The sequence below is a fragment of the Corynebacterium freiburgense genome, from assembly GCF_030408815.1.
GTDB classification, from domain to species: domain Bacteria; phylum Actinomycetota; class Actinomycetes; order Mycobacteriales; family Mycobacteriaceae; genus Corynebacterium; species Corynebacterium freiburgense.
This window is the reverse complement of record NZ_CP047355.1, coordinates 2,156,344-2,170,550: the sequence shown is the minus strand read 5'-3', so window position 1 is coordinate 2,170,550 and position 14,207 is coordinate 2,156,344. Positions and strand designations below refer to the sequence as shown.

Below are 14,207 nucleotides of genomic sequence, written 5' to 3'. Positions count from 1 at the left end.
CGCGCAAGTCTTCACGTTTGGGATCCACAAACACTAAAGCCTCGCACTACTAGAAACTGCCGCTACTGGAGCTGACGCCTCCGCCTCCTCCGCCGGAGAAACCGGAGAAGCCGCTTGAAAAGCCGCCGCCACCACTGCTCATAATATGTCCTGCAATCATGCCGGTAGTAAAGCTACTATTAGCGCTGCTTTGTCGTGCGTAATGTGCATTGACATCGCTGCGTGCACCCTTAAGGGCACGTTTTGCAATAGCTTGCGCTTCCTGTGCCGCTACGATGGCTGCTCGGGTATCTGTGGTGCGATTTTGCAGAGCAAGTGCATGTTGGCGGTGTCCCTCTGCTAATTGGGCACGAGCGGATGAGCCAACGATTTTGCCTCGAGTACCAATAAAGTCATCGGCGGAGCGCAATGCCGCTTCGGCGGATTGCAGTGTATTGTCCAGAATTTGCAATGCGCGGGCTTGTTGAGCGTTGCTTTCCCGAACTGTATCTAATAGGAGATCGAGTTCGGCATCGTATTCAACAAGGGTGCTATAGGTGGTCAGTGGGTCTGCTTCGGCGTTTTCCCGAGCTTGGGAGAGTACATCGGGGGCACGGTTAAGTGTTTCTGCAACTTTGTCCCAGTTGGCGTGAGAACCTTGGGCTTTGCCTACTGCTTTAAGTTGCTTCGCTTCCTCGACTTCTTGCTCGATTTCTGTGATTACTAGGCCAATGCCAGCTTGGGCAGCGGCAATATCTGTTGCGGCGTTTTCTACGCTGGAAAGTGCTTTATCGGCATGGGATACTGCGTTTTCAGCATTTCGGATGGCATCTATAACGCCGCCTTGGGAGCCAGGAGGCAAACTTAATTGCTCACGTGCGGAGTCAATATTGGATTCCGCTTGTGTGGTGAGTTCGCTGGCTAGATCAACATTTTCATCAATGCTATCGATAATTGATGGAGCATAGGTTTGCTGGAGTTGTTGTAGGGTTTCGCCAGCATGAGGAATTCTGCTGCGCAAATCGATGGTTTGTTGCGTGAGCTGCTCGATTTTACTTGGCGCATTTACCAAAAGGTTGCGTAGCTCAGCAAATTCAGCGGCGACCTTATCCAGGGCGTCGTCAGCCAAACCGCAACTAGAAACAATATCTACAAGCATGGCTTTGCGTTGTGTGGGAGAACCGGCTTGGCCACTATTAATTTTCTGCTGAAGTTGGAAAGCGCGTTGCAATGTGGATGTAGAGCTATTCATGGCGCTAGTAAATGGGCGCACCCGTTCCGCGCCGAATTCAGACATAGCTAAATCCAGTTCATCACGGGCGCGTCGAATAGATTCATCAGTAGAGACTAATTCCTCTTTGGCAAGTTCCTCCAGCACCTCAATTGGCTGATTGCTGAGCTCATGAACATTTCCTGGTTCGATCTCCCGTGCGGATGCAATATTCTTTGCCTTACGGCGGCGATTTAAATACCAAACGCCACCACCGGCCGCCACAACGCTCGCCGCTCCAGTGCCCAAAAATGTATATGTGCTTCGGGTTGCTGCCGCTTCTTCTTCAGGGGTGCGTAGGGCTTTTCCGCCGCCAGCTTTTACAGCGGCAAAGGCAGCGCCTCGGAAGTCTAATTCCACAAGTTTTGTATGGGCTGCATCTTTAACGTTTGTAATTTCGCGTTGGCTCCATGCGGAGTTTTCAGTGCGATGAGCTACCGCGTATTTTCTGGTCTCGGTGGCTACTGCGAAAACTAAAACATTATCGGCCGCATTGAGTTTAAATGTGTCTTCAGCAAATTTATTTGGATCTAAAGTTCCGAATGTAGGTTGGTACACCACATACATATCGCGCTGTTCTTGTTGCCTAACCTTGGCGATCATATCTTCTAATTCGGCGATATCGGAATCACTGAGCACCCCGGAATGATCGATTACATGCTGGGTGTGTGCGCTCGGGGGAGGTGATTGGGTATCCACGTCCTGCGCAAGGTGGATGCTAGTAGTTTCAAAAGAGTTCGGCGCCACGGCCAATGCTATGGGTGCCGTGCTAAGTGCAGCGATTCCTGTGACACACATAGCTGCGAATGTTGCGGATGTTGTTCGGACATTGGCGCGCTTTGAATACATACCACAACAATAGCTATCGACCTGGCACACTGGTGTCTAAGTTATAAAAAGTTTTATCTGAAAGGGGTCGGGCAGTGGGGTACCACTACACCGCATTGGATTATGAGCGGCGTTTTGTCGAATCTGCAAAGCGTAGTCATTTTCCGGGAACGAACCAGGAACATCGCACTGTGTTCGCCCGAGACCGTGCGCGGGTTTTGCATTCTGCTGCATTGCGTCGTCTTGCAGATAAAACGCAAGTAGTGGGGCCGCACGATGGCGATACTCCGCGGACGCGACTTACCCATTCATTGGAGGTGGCCCAGATTGCACGAGCATTAGGTGCGGGTCTTGGGGTAGATCCTGAACTCGCAGAGCTTGCCGGGCTGTGCCATGATATCGGGCACCCACCATTTGGGCACAATGGGGAAGTGGCACTCAATGAGCTTGCGGATCTTTGCGGCGGCTTTGAAGGCAATGCTCAAACTTTGCGTATTCTTACACGTCTTGAACCGAAAGTGCTATCACCTTCCGGGGAGAGTTTTGGTTTAAATCTTTCGCGGGCATCGCTGGATGCGGCGTGTAAATATCCATGGACACAAGCGGATGCGCAGGCCCAGGCAAGCGGTGTATCAAGTAAAAAATCAGGCATAAAATACGGGGCTTATAACGAAGACCAATCGGTATTGGCGTGGATTCGGCAGGGCAGTAGTGGTGTGCAGCCTCCGGTAGAGGGGCAGATTATGGATTGGTCCGATGATGTTGCCTATTCCGTTCATGATGTTGAGGATGGCGTTCTTTCAAATCGAATAGATTTGCGTGTGCTTTGGGATCTTGTGGAGCTGGTTGCGCTCGCGGAAAAGGGTTCGCGGGCTTTTGGCGGAGATCAAAACGAACTCATTGAAGCCGCAGCCCGATTGCGGCAATTGGAAGTAGTGTCCGCAGCGGCGGACTATGACGCCAGTTTAGGAAAAGTAGCGGCGCTCAAGGCGTTAACGTCCGAACTTGTGGGCAGGTTTGTGTCTGCAACTATTGCTGCAACTCGCAAATCTGGTCAGGTATTAGGAAGGCATTCTGGGATATTGGTGGTGCCACCGCAGGCGCTGGCAGAGGTAACGCTTTTAAAGACCATTGCGGTGCTTTATGTTATGGAGGATCCCGGGCATTTGCGCAGGCAGGACCGGCAACGGGAGCAGATTCGATTGGTATATGAATATTTGGCAATGGGGGCGCCGGGAACACTAGATCCCATGTTTCGGCCATGGTTTGATGCAGCGGCAAATGATGCACAACGGCAACGCGTGATTATTGATCAAATCGCTTCTATGACCGAATCGAGATTGCAGCGTGTGTATAAGGAAGCGGTGGCAATTTCCGGATTTTTTGAATAATTCTCTTGCGGTGAAGCTAGGTTAGGTTTACCATCAGTCAATATGTGCATACGGGTGCACATATTGGTTGAAAGGTTTCGCTATGCTTGCCCCACTTCGTCATCGCACGTACCGACGCCTCTTTGCTGCACAAATTGTCGCCTTGATTGGCACCGGGCTGCTTACCGTCGCTCTCGGGTTATTGGCCTATGATTTCGCAGGTAGCCAGGCCGGTCAGGTGCTTGCCATAGCGCTGACCATAAAAATCTGTATGTATGTTTGCGCCGCGCCCATAGTGAGTTCATGGTTTCAGCGCGCCCCTACTGCCGCCGTCCTTATAGGTGCTGACGCCCTGCGCATCGGCATTGCATTAATGCTGCCGTTTGTAGACACTCAGTGGGAACTGTATGCCGCTATTGCGGTATTGCAATTAGCTTCAGCAACTTTTACTCCGGCATTCCAGGCTACAATTCCGCGGGTAATTGCGGATGAAGACGAATACACCGCAGCCCTATCGCTATCCCGGCTGGCATATGACCTTGAAGCACTGCTCAGCCCAATGCTTGCCGCCGCAGCATTACTTGTAATGACCTACCACGGACTTTTTATGGGTACCGCCCTCGGGTTCCTTGGCTCGCTGTTATTCGTTGCCTCCGTTATCCCGCAACTACCCAAAGGCTACAAAAGTAAAAAGCACAGTCTAGGCGGCATTAGCACTATGGTCCGCACGCCACACTTACGACGCCTCCTCTGGCTTAATATTGCAATCGCCGCCCCAATGGCCATGGTATTGGTAAATACCGTTGTTATTATGCGAACCGTATTTCAGCGTAACGACGCCGCGGTCGCTTGGCTGCTCGCAGTCTTCGGGGCTGGCTCAATGGGGGTGGCCTTCCTTATGCCAAAAATTCGCGAACGCTACGGTGATTTTCCCGTGATGTGGGCGGGGGCCGCGGCGTCGATAAGCGGAATGGTGGTGCTCTACCTCACCCTGATTTTGCACTGGGAATGGTTACTCTGGATTATCTGGCCCGTGCTCGGTGCTGCCCTTTCCGCAATGCAAACCCCAATCGGGCAAATCCTGCGGAAATACACGCCTGAAGCGGAACTCGGACAAGTGTTTGCGGCGCAATTTTCCTTAAGTCATGCGTGCTACCTGGTAACCTACCCACTTGCCGGCTGGCTCGGCGCCACCATGGGACTTTCCTGGGCCACACTAGTGTTGATAATTATTGGTTTGTTCGGCACAATGCTTAGCGTTAATACCCGAGAGGCCGCGCCAAAATTGGAACCAGTGGGTACACTCAATTCAACACGTTGAACTTTTTAATCCAATGGAAGTGAACTGAATGGAAATGCACGAAACCCTTATCGAACCATCGTTTGTTCACGACCTCGAAGCATCTCCAAAACTCCTCGAATCCGCCTCCAATACCCTCAAACTCCTAGCCGAACCCACCCGACTCCACCTCCTATGGCTCCTTACCGAAGACGAACATAGCGTCGCCGAACTCGTTGCCGCCACCGGCGCTAACCGCACGGTTGTTAGCCAACACCTTGCCAAACTCCGCCTCGGCGGGCTCGTCGAATGCCGCAAAGTTGGACGAAATGTTATCTATAGCGTCCTCGACGGGCACCTTAGCCGCTTAGTACTGGAAAGCCTTAACCACGCCGACCACCTTATTACCGGCGAACCAACCCACAGCTAGCGGTTAGGCGATCTGGTTTGTCGAGTGGTTGGAGTGCGTGCTAGTTCTCGGCATCGGGAATAACGCAAAAACTCTCATAATGGTCGTCTGTGTAATACCAAGTATCCGGATCCTGTTTCGAGCCCCCACCCACAACAATCCTGCGCTCCCCACGATGATTTACACCCGGAGTATCCACTGTGTACTCCCGGTAGAAACTACTTTTCTCTTTCGGTAAAATCCGCTCATAATTGCCAAAATGCTTACCATCAATGCCAGGATGTTCGAACGGGCCGCCCGCTAAAATATCGTCAATTACATCATTGGCTTGATCCGGAAGTGTGTTTACAGGGCATGAAGGTAGCCCGCTCCGGTTGGCCTTAAAGTTACTGGTGGCCTGGTCTTTCTGTTTTGGTTGGTTGTCCTGTGGGGCGGATGATTGCGTGACTTGGTTGGATTGCGTGGTGGATTGGGTGCCGTTATTTTGCGAAAGATCTATGCCTAACCACGCCGCAGCAATAACTAATACTGCGCCACCAATGCTTTGAAGCACGCGATTCCGTTTCATGTTTACAAGTGTATGTGTGGGAGATCTTCATTGGATATTCTAGGCCGCGATTGTGGCTTATTTTGGGGTGGTTCGGTATTAGATACATGGTTTTTATTTGAGGTTTATGGGCGGGAAAACTGATTTAAGGGCTCGAATATATGTGCTTTTTAGTAAAAAAGTAGCGTGGTTAGTTTTTGTTACCAATTTGGGGGTAGGTAGCGTGGAGCTTGGTTAAATTATCTGTTAAAATGGGTCTTAGATTCAGGGTCGGGAATTTACTTCTTATTGTTAGGGGGTGAAGGCGGAAAATGTCTAATTTTATGGTCGCTTATAGTGATAACCCATTGGCAATACGTGCGCTGGAAAAGAACTACAACGATATTATGGACCATATTGCACAACAGCCTGACCTGCAGGTAGCGGATTGTTCTATGCATGCAGAAAAACAAGCTCAATTAGCGCAAACCAGTGTGGCAATTGAGCGGGATTGGGTGCTTATTATTGATATGCTTCTGCGTCACCTCCCACAATTTTTAGAAGCCGCACTGTATTACCGGCATATGACGTTTTATCATTTGCGGGGAATACTGAAATGCACTGAGCATTTAGGTGACGATCATGAAATATGGGGCGAATTAGATGCCGCATTAGCTCAACATGTTCAACCAATACGTGATCAGCAAGCGTTACCGCGCCCGGAAAGCATTAAGCGTTGGGTAAAAAACTTTCTGCTTGCACAAAGCGCAAAACAAACACAAAAAGAAACGACAATTCTTGCGCCGAGCATGCAAGTTAAAGGAACCGCAACACCTGGAATGCGGCGTGTTGAGATAGTCTTGCCAGCGGCTGAGGCGACCCTGTTTGAACAAACCATAGCCAAAGTGGATAAAGACGTCTGCACGGCAATAATGGCGCTCGTAAACGGGACAGCACAAAACGTAAAACTTGAACTCTATGGAACAGTGGCGCCACCAGAAGATCTTCAGCCTCACTACCTTGCTGGTGCGGGAGTCCTTCAAGGGAAAACAGCGCTCTTCGAATCTGCGGAAATAATCTGGCGTGACGCAATTGCAGTGGCTCAAGAATGCCATGAGCATTATCGCCCCGGTGCAGCAATAAAACGAGTCCTGGAATTGCGTGACGGAACTTGCCGGTTCCCTGGATGCGAAAAACCAGCAGAGTTTTGCGATAAAGACCATGTGATTGACTATCGCAGTGGTGGGTGGACCTCACTGTCGAATATGCAATGTCTTTGCCGGCACCATCACAATATGAAAACAGGTGGCAGGGCACGATGCGAAATAGCAGTTGATGGAACCTGTACGTGGCAGATAGGGGACATCACTACGATCACGACTCCACAAGGTCCACTTGCAGGAATTAGAGGAACGTCCAAAGGCAAAACAAGGAGGCCGGGAAAGCATGAACCGGATGGCGCAAAAGCTGATAGATTTAGACAAACATTTGCTCAAGAGAAGCGGCGCAGACTCAAGCAATACAGAAAACCGAGAGGGCGCTAAGGTATAGGGCATGGCAAAAGGAAGAATCCCAGATTCGGATATTGCAGCGATACGGGAACGTACCCCCATCGAAGAAATCGTTGGGGAATACGTGCAGCTCAAACCTGCCGGTGCGGATTCACTCAAAGGGCTTTCGCCATTTAAAGATGAAAAAACCCCATCATTTCATGTGCGTCCAAACCGTGGGTATTTTCACTGCTTTTCATCAGGCGAAGGTGGAGACGTATTTACGTTCCTTATGAAAATGGAGCATGTTTCCTTCCCCGAAGCCGTGGAAATCTGTGCGGAAAAAATCGGATACCGCATTAATTATCAAGGGGCTACTAGGCGCGAAGAGCCAGGAACGCGTCAGCGTCTTATTGCGGCCAATAAAGCGGTCCACAGTTTCTATATGGAGCAATTAGAAACCCCTCAAGCAGCAAAGGCGAGGGAGTTTCTTACCGAACGAGGGCTCTCAGCAGCTGATGCACATAAGTTTGGTTGTGGTTATGCTCCGGAAGGCTGGGATGTAGCTACCAAGCATCTCCTCCGCAAAGGATTCACCTACCAAGAACTTGAGGCCGCAGGCATTTCTAAAATGGGTCGCCGTGGGCCCATCGATCGGTTTCATCGACGCCTGCTGTGGCCAATCCGAAATTTAGCTGGCGACGTTATTGGGTTCGGCGCACGCAAACTGTTTGAGGATGACAACCTCGGGAAATATATGAACACTCCCGAGACCATGCTTTATAAAAAGTCGCGGGTACTTTTTGGCCTTGATCAAGCGAAAAAGAATATTGCTTCAACGCATCAAGCTGTGGTTGTTGAAGGGTATACCGACGTTATGGCAATGCATGCTGCCGGTATTACTACTGCGGTGGCTGCCTGCGGTACTGCTTTCGGTGAAGAGCACCTACAAATGCTGCGTCGCTTGATGTTGGATGATACGTATTTTCGGGGTGAATTGATCTACACCTTTGATGGCGATGAGGCCGGCAAAAAGGCCGCAATGCGAGCTTTTGAGGGGGATCAGCAATTTACCGGGCAGTCATATGTAGCTGTGGCGCCAGAGGGTATGGATCCATGTGATCTTCGATTGCAGCAGGGGGATGCGGCAGTACGGGACCTTGTAGCAAAGAGGGTTCCAATGTTCGAGTTTGTTATTCGCGCTATGCTGCAGGATTTTTCTTTGGATTCGCCTGATGGTCGGTTGCAGGCATTACGAAGAACTACGCCTGTTGTTGCGGGGATTCGTGATGAAACACTACGAAACGAATACGCGCGTCAATTAGCTGGTTGGGTTGGTTGGCCGGACCCTACGGAAGTACTGCAGCAGGTTCGTCGGGCATGGAAGCCGCAGCGTGTACAGCAACAACAAAAAACTGATCCGAAACTTTGGGCGGAGCGTGAAAGCCTGAAGTTGGCGCTGCAGTATCCGGAGCTAGTTGCTAACTATTTTGATGGGATTCCGGCTGATGCGTATAGCAATGCATCATATCGGGCCATTCGTGAGGCTATTGCGAAAGGCGGTGGAGTAGCCGAAGTAGCTGGGGAAATGCCTGATTTACTAGGCCGGACTTTGGTTTCAGAATTGGCTGTTGAAGAGATTAGGTGCGACCCCGAGCATTTGGCAAAGTATGCGGATAGTGTGCTATCGCGCCTGCAGGAAGTTCGGGTAGGTAATCAGATTGCATTGCTTAAGGGGCAGTTGCAGAGAATGCGGCCTTCTGATGATGAATCAACCTACAGGTCAATGTTTGCTGATTTGGTTGCATTAGAGCAGGCCCGCCGCGAATTATTAGAGAGGGCGTTTGGTTAGTCTTCGTCAGGTTCCAGGATGGTCGTGTCCCGCACTTTGATTTCTTTCATGCGGGGCTGCGGATCAAGCTTATTGGCTATAGCTTTGCGGGTTGCTTTAATTGCGGCTTTTGAGGCTGGTGAATTCACGGCAAAGTTGTAGCCTTTTTTGATTTGCTCGAAACGCTTTCGCCCAGCTTTTGTACCAAGGACGTAGCCTGCAGCTGCGCCAATAACAAATTGGATCATGGTGTTCCTTTCCGTTCCGCTTCCACTCGATCAAGGATAACGCTAATAAGTTCGTCGGTTTCAAAGCCGTAGATGTCAATGTCGCCAAGGTGAAGCTCAAAGTAGGGGTCTTCGCGATCCAAACTATAACCGGCAAGTGCGGGAATGTCGCCTTGTATTGGAACAATCGAAAGTGATTTCTCACCGAAATTGAGGGTGAGTGTGGTTGGGAAGGCGTCTGTGGTGGTCACGGCCGCCGGAAAGTTTTGTGCTGACAGTTCCTTTGCGACGTCGTTAAGCGCGGGCAGGGCAATATTGTTTAGGTAGTGCTGTGCTTTCGTAGCATTCGGCCAGTCGAAAGAGCGGGCGAGGCGGCGGCGCCAGTCGATCGGTGATTGGGGTGAAGTTTCGCTGCGAAGTGACCGCCACAAGCTAATCATAAGTGGGTACATGAACAGCGTAAACGGCAAACCCATGACGATCGTTGCGGATTGGGCTGTGGAGACACCGTCGATACGGAGCATGACCAGAGTAAGCAAGCCAATTAAAATGGACCAAACGATGCGTGACCAGCGGGGACCGTCGCTACGATTGTCAATGCGAGATGTGAAATTGGACATGACCAGTGCGCCGGAATCCGCAGAAGTGATATACAGCAAAAGTCCGATCATAGTGGTCAAACCAATAAGCCAAAAGCCGCCAGGATAATCAAGCAGTAGGTCATAAAAGCCACGCTGGGGGGCTTCCATAGCCATTTTTCCGAATGTGTCGTCGCCATTTCGAACGCGGTCGAGTGCGGCATTCCCAAAAAAGCTCATCCACATCAAAATAAAGATAAATGGGATGGTCAGTGTGCCAAACACGAATTGACGTAATGTCCGTCCGCGAGAAATTCTGGCGAGGAAGAGCCCGACAAAAGGCGCCCAGGCAACCCACCAAGCCCAGAAGAAGAGCGTCCAACTAGCAAACCATTGGCGGGTGTGTTCGGGGGTGTCGGAGTATGCGTATGTGTCCAAAGTCCAATCTGCAAACCTCGCAATATAATCGCCAAGGTTTGCTACAAACGCGTCAAGGAGGAAGGAAGTTTTGCCTGCAAGGACCACATACAGCATGAGGGTCAACGCAAATAAAATATTGAGTTCGGAGAGTCGCTTAATGCCGCGATCTACGCCTGAGACTGCGGAGATACCAGCCACAAAAACACTAAAAATAATAAGGGCGGATTGGACGATAATGCCTTCCTCCCAGCCGAATAGCAGTTTGAGGCCATAGTTGAGTTGGACTACGCCAATGCCCAGGGAGGCGGCAATGCCAAAAATTGTGCCAAGGGTGGCGGCAATATCGACTGAATACCCAAATGCGCCTTGTACGCGTTTGCCAAAGAGAGGGTAAAGTGCGGAGCGCAGTGTAAGCGGCATATTCCAGCGAAACGCAAAAAAACCGAAGGACATACCTAAGAGGGCGTAGAGTGCCCAGCCGGAGATTCCGTAGTGAAATAGTGCGAAGACTACTGCGTTTTCTGCGGCCTCTCGGGTTTCTCCGGGGCCTTGGGGTGGGGAATAGTATTGAGTTACGGGTTCGGCAACAGAGAAAAACATTAGATCCACGCCAATACCTGCAGCAAAGAGCATTGCCGACCAAGAAAACAAACTGAATTGTGGGCGGGAATCATCTGGACCGAGGCGAAGATTGCCCATGCTTGAGCAAGCAATAACAACTACAAAAACTACGGCAATAGTTGCGGTTAGTACGTAAAACCAGCCAAGTTTTTCGGCGATAAGCGTGGTAACGGCATGGAGTGCGGCTTCAGCGGAGTCGTGGCCAAAGAATGCCCATGCAGTCAATCCGATAATGCCTAGGAGTGTAATGCTGAAAACCGGAACGTTCAGGCGCTGAGGCATAGTGTTTCCTAACGGTCGGCAGCAAAAAACCCCGTGAAGCTCACGGGGTCCAAGCTCCCCCAACTGGACTCGAACCAGTAACCCTTCGATTAACAGTCGAATGCTCTGCCAATTGAGCTATGGGGGAATGTTTCCAACGAGAAGTAACTATATAGTGGGGTGGGTGGCAGTGCAAATTGGCTGGTAAAGGCTGGTTTGGAAAGTCAGTTTTTCATCAAGGCAAAGAAGTATTAAGCTCTTAGCGGGGCTATAGCTCAGTCGGTTAGAGCCGCGGACTCATAATCCGCTGGTCGCGGGTTCGAGCCCCGCTGGCCCCACAAAAGCACCATTTTATATGGTGCTTTTTGCTTTTTGGTGGGCGATATAGGCGGCGTAGAGCAAGCATAGAATTTGGGCGATAAACAGCAAGGAAAGCCATGTATTGAATGCGGTGCCGATAATGCCGATAACCCCGATAATGCATGTAGCTATGAGATATGGTCGGGCGGCGGTGTGTCCTGTATGCCAGGCAGTGTCGGAGGTGAGTGCGTATGCCGATAAGGTTATTTCGTTCGAGGTTGCCGTGTGCGATGAACCGTTCGAGAAGCAGACTAATGGCGGATACGAGGAGATATCCGAAAAGTATGGATATATAGCTCATAGGTTTAATCTCCCATAAAAGGAACGTTGTACACAATGTGAGTTTTGCGCTATAAAAAGGTCCACTACCCGAAAATGTGGCTGAATTTTCTAAAAGAATTTTCCTAAGAATGCGGTTGGGGCCGTTTCATACGTGTTGTAGGGCGTGTCGAGGTGTTACACATATGAAAGTCCGATTGTGGACGATGCAGACCGAATTCTCATAGAAGGAGTGCATTGATGATTCTTAGGGGTACCGTTCGAGCGGCATACGAAGAGCTTGGGTTACCAGCGGATGACGCCACGATCGATAAGGTTTGGCAGGAGATTGTCGCTGGTGCGGCTGGGCGTGCGGAGAGTATTCATAGCATGCTTGAGCAGGATCCAGAGTTAGGTTGGGCTTCTTAGTAATGTGTAGGCATGCCTACGGTTGATCCAACGATTCTGGCGATTTATCAGAGCCTGGACCTCATTGGCGTTGTGCTCAATGGTGTGATTGGCGGCACGATTGCGCGGCAGCGAAATTTTGACATTATTGGGGTTGCGTTTTTGGCGTTGTTTTCAGCGCTTGGCGGCGGTATGTTGCGCGATACTTTAATGCAGCGCGGCACTCCCGCCGCCATTGCGGAGCCGCTCTATATGGGAATGGCTATTGCTGGGGGATTATTGGCTATGGTGCTTCATCTTCAGGGGCGGGCATGGGAGTTGTTTCGGGTGCATGGAGACGCCGTGATTTTGGGGGTTTGGGCGGTAACGGGATCAACAAAAGCATTGACGTATGGGATGCCGTGGGCTTCGGCATTGTTTATGGGCATGTTGACCGCTGTTGGGGGCGGCATGATTCGGGATATTAGTACTGGTAGCGTTCCTGCGATTTTTGGCGGGAATACGTTGTATGCAACTCCGGCGATTTTTTCATCGGCGGTTATGGTGGCGTTTCATTTTGCGGGGCATGACGCCATTGGGATGATCGTTGCGACGTCCGTCGGGGCCGGGTTTGCCATACTGGCTTACTGGCGTGGGTGGGTGCTGCCTACTCGAAGTATATAGACTAATTGGTCTATTTTAAAGTTGAAGGTCAGTACGTATACCTGGTGAACAATATGACTTTGTAGGACATTTGACCGAACTGATTGGTCTATTCTATGCTGTGCTAACACTTAGAGAAAGAGTTGAAAATGACAGCATTAGCTACAAAGCCGATTCCCCGGCAGAGTACGTTTACGTCCTTTGGCGCCCAAGTGATTTATGGCCTGATTATTGGCCTAATATTGGGTTTTATTGCGCGCAGTCAAGCATGGCTTGTGCCGATTGTGTCTGAGGTTGGTAGCGCGTATGTATCGCTACTGAAAGTGCTGGTGCCTCCACTGGTGGTCACCGCGGTTATTACCTCAATTGCCAATCTGCGTCAGGTAACCAATGCGGCACGCCTGGCGTGGAAAACCCTCGTGTGGTTTGCGCTTACGGCGTTTGTGTCCGTACTTGTTGGCATTGGGGTTGGTACCGTACTGCAGCCTGGGCGTAATACGGCTGTGGATGCCTCGACTGCTGACGCCCCCACCTCTGTAGGTTCTTGGGCGGCGTTTTTGCAGGGCATTGTGCCTAGCAATATTTTTGGATTGCAGGTTGGCATTAAGGAGAGTGCGGATGGGCTCTCCGCATCCCCGAATTTTGATGTTCTGCAATTGCTATTGATTTCCATTGCGTTTGGTATTGCTGCAGTAAAGGTCGGTGAGAAAGCCGATCCGGTATTAAATGTTGCGTCCAGTGTGCTGGAAATTATTCAAAAGGTGCTGTGGTGGATTATTCGCTTGGCGCCTATTGGTACTGCCGCATTGATTGCCAAGGCTGTGGCGGTATATGGCTGGGAAGCTTTAAGCTCGCTAGGTACGTTTGTGCTTGCGATTTATATTGGATTGGCGCTGGTTATTGGCGTTATTTATCCGCTGGTACTGAAGTTTAATGGGTTGAGTGTGCGGCGATTCTTTGCGCATGTGTGGCCGGTTACTTCTCTTGGTTTTGCTACACGGTCATCTATGGGTGTTATGCCCGTCACTGAGCGGACTACGGTTGAAAAGCTAGGGGTTCCTCGTGCATATGCTTCGTTTGCGGTGCCGTTAGGCGCTACCACGAAAATGGATGGTTGCGCTGCGATTTATCCTGCGATTGCGGCAATTTTCGTTGCGGAGTTTTATGATGTGCCGCTGAATATTACGCATTATCTATTGATTATTTTTGTGTCAGTGATTGGTTCTGCGGCTACTGCAGGTACTACTGGCGCAACGGTCATGCTTACATTAACGCTTTCTACTTTGGGCTTGCCATTGGAGGGTGTTGGTTTGCTGCTTGCTGTTGAGCCGATTGTGGATATGGGCCGTACTGCAGTGAATGTTACTGGTCAGGCATTGGTGCCGGCGGTGGTTGCTAAGCGCGAAGGGATTATGGATGAGGAGGCTTTTGCCGCCAAGTAGAATCTGGG

General features: G+C 50.5%; 12 protein-coding genes and 2 tRNA genes. 9 read left to right on the top strand and 5 right to left on the bottom strand.

Annotated elements, in window-relative coordinates; genetic code table 11:
- Positions 1-49: 49 nt before the first annotated feature.
- Positions 50-2,098, bottom strand: coding sequence for a TPM domain-containing protein (locus CFREI_RS09790; RefSeq protein WP_051255786.1), 2,049 nt, complete (start codon positions 2,096-2,098; stop codon positions 50-52).
- Positions 2,099-2,172: 74 nt separating this feature from the next.
- On the opposite strand from CFREI_RS09790, the gene CFREI_RS09785 reads away from it, so the two are divergent.
- The 3 genes from CFREI_RS09785 (at position 2,173) to CFREI_RS09775 (ending at position 5,156) form a co-directional block, all read left to right on the top strand.
- Positions 2,173-3,468 carry a deoxyguanosinetriphosphate triphosphohydrolase gene (locus CFREI_RS09785; RefSeq protein WP_027011795.1) on the top strand — a complete coding sequence of 432 codons (1,296 nt, stop codon included), beginning with the start codon at positions 2,173-2,175 and terminating at the stop codon, positions 3,466-3,468.
- Positions 3,469-3,550: 82 nt separating this feature from the next.
- Entirely contained in the window at positions 3,551-4,768 is a 1,218-nt protein-coding gene (locus tag CFREI_RS09780) for an MFS transporter (protein ID WP_051255787.1), read from the top strand.
- Between the two features lie 28 nt (positions 4,769-4,796).
- Positions 4,797-5,156: an ArsR/SmtB family transcription factor gene (locus CFREI_RS09775; protein WP_027011796.1), complete on the top strand. Its 360-nt coding sequence runs from the start codon at positions 4,797-4,799 to the stop codon at positions 5,154-5,156.
- A gap of 40 nt (positions 5,157-5,196) precedes the next feature.
- On the opposite strand, the gene CFREI_RS09770 is transcribed toward CFREI_RS09775, so the two are convergent.
- The gene (locus tag CFREI_RS09770) at positions 5,197-5,703 is read right to left on the bottom strand and encodes a guanyl-specific ribonuclease (protein ID WP_027011797.1); all 507 of its coding nucleotides are present in this window, start codon (positions 5,701-5,703) and stop codon (positions 5,197-5,199) included.
- Between the two features lie 290 nt (positions 5,704-5,993).
- On the opposite strand from CFREI_RS09770, the gene CFREI_RS09765 reads away from it, so the two are divergent.
- Positions 5,994-7,205 (top strand): HNH endonuclease signature motif containing protein, encoded by a 1,212-nt coding sequence (locus tag CFREI_RS09765; protein WP_027011798.1) that lies wholly within the window; start codon positions 5,994-5,996, stop codon positions 7,203-7,205.
- A 10-nt stretch (positions 7,206-7,215) separates the two neighbouring features.
- A complete protein-coding gene (gene dnaG / locus CFREI_RS09760; protein WP_027011799.1) occupies positions 7,216-9,003 on the top strand; it encodes a DNA primase in 1,788 nt (595 codons plus the stop codon).
- On the opposite strand, the gene CFREI_RS09755 is transcribed toward dnaG, so the two are convergent.
- The 3 genes from CFREI_RS09755 to CFREI_RS09745 all read right to left on the bottom strand — a co-directional run bounded on the left by CFREI_RS09755 (position 9,000) and on the right by CFREI_RS09745 (position 11,237).
- Positions 9,000-9,230: a hypothetical protein gene (locus CFREI_RS09755; RefSeq protein WP_027011800.1), complete on the bottom strand. Its 231-nt coding sequence runs from the start codon at positions 9,228-9,230 to the stop codon at positions 9,000-9,002. The genes dnaG and CFREI_RS09755 overlap by 4 nt on opposite strands.
- Positions 9,227-11,110, bottom strand: coding sequence for a choline BCCT transporter BetT (gene betT / locus CFREI_RS09750; RefSeq protein WP_051255788.1), 1,884 nt, complete (start codon positions 11,108-11,110; stop codon positions 9,227-9,229). The genes CFREI_RS09755 and betT overlap by 4 nt, the downstream gene beginning before the upstream one ends.
- Before the next feature lie 54 nt (positions 11,111-11,164).
- A tRNA-Asn gene (locus tag CFREI_RS09745) sits at positions 11,165-11,237 on the bottom strand.
- 116 nt (positions 11,238-11,353) lie between these two features.
- On the opposite strand from CFREI_RS09745, the gene CFREI_RS09740 reads away from it, so the two are divergent.
- From CFREI_RS09740 to CFREI_RS09725, 4 genes are all read left to right on the top strand, one after another.
- A tRNA-Ile gene (locus CFREI_RS09740) sits at positions 11,354-11,427 on the top strand.
- Between the two features lie 541 nt (positions 11,428-11,968).
- Positions 11,969-12,136 carry a hypothetical protein gene (locus tag CFREI_RS09735; protein ID WP_156907692.1) on the top strand — a complete coding sequence of 56 codons (168 nt, stop codon included), beginning with the start codon at positions 11,969-11,971 and terminating at the stop codon, positions 12,134-12,136.
- 12 nt (positions 12,137-12,148) lie between these two features.
- Positions 12,149-12,778, top strand: coding sequence for a trimeric intracellular cation channel family protein (locus CFREI_RS09730; protein WP_051255789.1), 630 nt, complete (start codon positions 12,149-12,151; stop codon positions 12,776-12,778).
- Between the two features lie 128 nt (positions 12,779-12,906).
- Positions 12,907-14,199 (top strand): dicarboxylate/amino acid:cation symporter, encoded by a 1,293-nt coding sequence (locus CFREI_RS09725; RefSeq protein WP_051255790.1) that lies wholly within the window; start codon positions 12,907-12,909, stop codon positions 14,197-14,199.
- The last annotated feature ends 8 nt before the right edge of the window (positions 14,200-14,207 follow it).

Bases quoted from the DNA above. Each gene is read 5' to 3' on its own strand.
- CFREI_RS09790 (WP_051255786.1), bottom strand. From the start codon at position 2,098: ATGTATTCAAAGCGCGCCAATGTCCGAACAACATCCGCAACATTCGCA.
- CFREI_RS09780 (WP_051255787.1), top strand. From the start codon at position 3,551: ATGCTTGCCCCACTTCGTCATCGCACGTACCGACGCCTCTTTGCTGCA.
- CFREI_RS09775 (WP_027011796.1), top strand. From the start codon at position 4,797: ATGGAAATGCACGAAACCCTTATCGAACCATCGTTTGTTCACGACCTC.
- CFREI_RS09770 (WP_027011797.1), bottom strand. From the start codon at position 5,703: ATGAAACGGAATCGCGTGCTTCAAAGCATTGGTGGCGCAGTATTAGTT.
- CFREI_RS09765 (WP_027011798.1), top strand. From the start codon at position 5,994: ATGTCTAATTTTATGGTCGCTTATAGTGATAACCCATTGGCAATACGT.
- dnaG (WP_027011799.1), top strand. From the start codon at position 7,216: ATGGCAAAAGGAAGAATCCCAGATTCGGATATTGCAGCGATACGGGAA.
- CFREI_RS09755 (WP_027011800.1), bottom strand. From the start codon at position 9,230: ATGATCCAATTTGTTATTGGCGCAGCTGCAGGCTACGTCCTTGGTACA.
- betT (WP_051255788.1), bottom strand. From the start codon at position 11,110: ATGCCTCAGCGCCTGAACGTTCCGGTTTTCAGCATTACACTCCTAGGC.
- CFREI_RS09735 (WP_156907692.1), top strand. From the start codon at position 11,969: ATGATTCTTAGGGGTACCGTTCGAGCGGCATACGAAGAGCTTGGGTTA.
- CFREI_RS09730 (WP_051255789.1), top strand. From the start codon at position 12,149: ATGCCTACGGTTGATCCAACGATTCTGGCGATTTATCAGAGCCTGGAC.
- CFREI_RS09725 (WP_051255790.1), top strand. From the start codon at position 12,907: ATGACAGCATTAGCTACAAAGCCGATTCCCCGGCAGAGTACGTTTACG.